Source organism: Pseudomonas sp. EGD-AK9 (genome assembly GCF_000465935.2).
Classification (GTDB): domain Bacteria; phylum Pseudomonadota; class Gammaproteobacteria; order Pseudomonadales; family Pseudomonadaceae; genus Aquipseudomonas.
Map to the genome: position 1 here is coordinate 1 of NZ_AVOF01000536.1, position 1,497 is coordinate 1,497.

Here is a 1,497-nt window from a genome sequence, read left to right on the forward strand (position 1 = left end):
AGGGCAAGGGCAGCAGGCCGCACCGGGCAGCACCGGCCCCGGCTTGCTCGCATCGGCCGCATCGGCCCTCGGCACGGCCGGCCGCATCGCCGCCGACGCCGGCGCGAACTTGGCGAAGGGAACCGCCGATGTTGCCAAGGCCAAAGCCGCGAGCCTGCGCGAAGCCGCAGCCGAGCGGATCGCCGACACCACTGGCGGAAAGATCGCCGCCGCGATCAAGGCGCAAGGAAGCGGCACGGCCGAGAACATCGACGTGCCCGACCAGCAGCCCGCGCCGAGCTTCGGCGACAACAGCCTGGCAGGCGGCCCTGCCGATGCCGATCCCGAGTCCGAAGTAGCTGCGTTCGCCAACCGCGAGCAAGGCCGCGACGGCACAACTGCGTAACCAAGGAGAGTCCAACCATGAAGAAGAAACTGTTTGCCCTGGCCGCCCTCGTGGCAGCCCTCGGATCGACCGCCGGCACGGCCAGCGCGCAAGACGTGCTGACCGGCGACACGCGCCTGGCCTGCGAGGCGATCCTGTGCCTGTCGTCGGGCACGCGCCCGAGCGAATGCACGCCGTCGCTGTCGCGGTACTTCAACATCACGAAGCGCAAGCTGTCGGACACGATCCGCGCCCGCCTGAACTTCCTCCAGCTTTGCCCGGTGGCGAGCCAGACGCCGGAAATGCAGTCGCTCGTGTCGGCGATCTCGCGCGGCGCTGGCCGGTGCGACGCGCAGTCGCTGAACTCGACGTTGGTGATGTGGACGGGCGGCTACGACGATGGGCGCACGTACATCAGCAACCAGTTGCCTGACTACTGCGGGGCCTACACCGGCCACGCCTACACCGACTTCGCCAGCAGCGGCACGCTGCCGCGCTATGTCGGGACGCCAGAGCGGGGCGGGTATTGGGTCGAAGCGCGCGACTATGACCGCGCCTTGGCCGAGTACAACGAACGCATCCGGCGCGAGGACGAAGAGCGCCGCCGCCAGTCCTGGCTGAACTGAGGGAGGGGAGGGCATGCCGTTCTTCGCCGATCTGCCGCCGCAGCTCCAGGAGCGCGTCGTCTGCTCGATCTCGGCCGCCGTCAAGTACGAGGTGCCGGTCAACATCGTGTTGGCCGTCGCCGAGAAAGAGGGCGGCAAGCCGGGCCAGTGGGTGCGCAACTCGAATGGCACGCATGACGTTGGCCCGATGCAGTTCAACACCGCGTACCTGGGCGACCTGGCCCGATACGGCATCACGGCGAACGATGTGGCGGCTGCCGGCTGCTACTCGTTCGACCTGGCCGCCTGGCGGCTGCGGATGCACATCCGCAACGACAAGGGCGACCTCTGGACGAAGGCGGCGAACTACCACTCGCGCACGCCGCAGTACAACGCGGTGTACCGGGCCGACTTGATGCGCAAGGCGTCGAAGTGGGCCGATTGGCTCGAAGCTCGGTTCGTCACGCTTGACGTGACGAAGGCCGGGGCCACGCCCTCGACGCCCAGCCAGCCCGCGACGGTGGCCCA

The 1,497-nt window shown here is 68.7% G+C and carries 2 protein-coding genes and 1 pseudogene; all 3 read left to right on the top strand.

The features are described from left to right. Positions 1–385 (top strand): annotated as a pseudogene (locus N878_RS20165) (P-type conjugative transfer protein TrbL); the annotation flags it as partial. Positions 386–402: 17 nt separating this feature from the next. After that, on the top strand, positions 403–990 hold the full coding sequence (locus N878_RS20170) for a TrbM/KikA/MpfK family conjugal transfer protein (RefSeq protein WP_010890138.1): 588 nt from the start codon (positions 403–405) through the stop codon (positions 988–990). A 13-nt stretch (positions 991–1,003) separates the two neighbouring features. Then, positions 1,004–1,497, top strand: a 494-nt coding sequence (locus N878_RS20175; protein ID WP_021445352.1) for a transglycosylase SLT domain-containing protein, incomplete at its 3' end; no start/stop codon positions are given.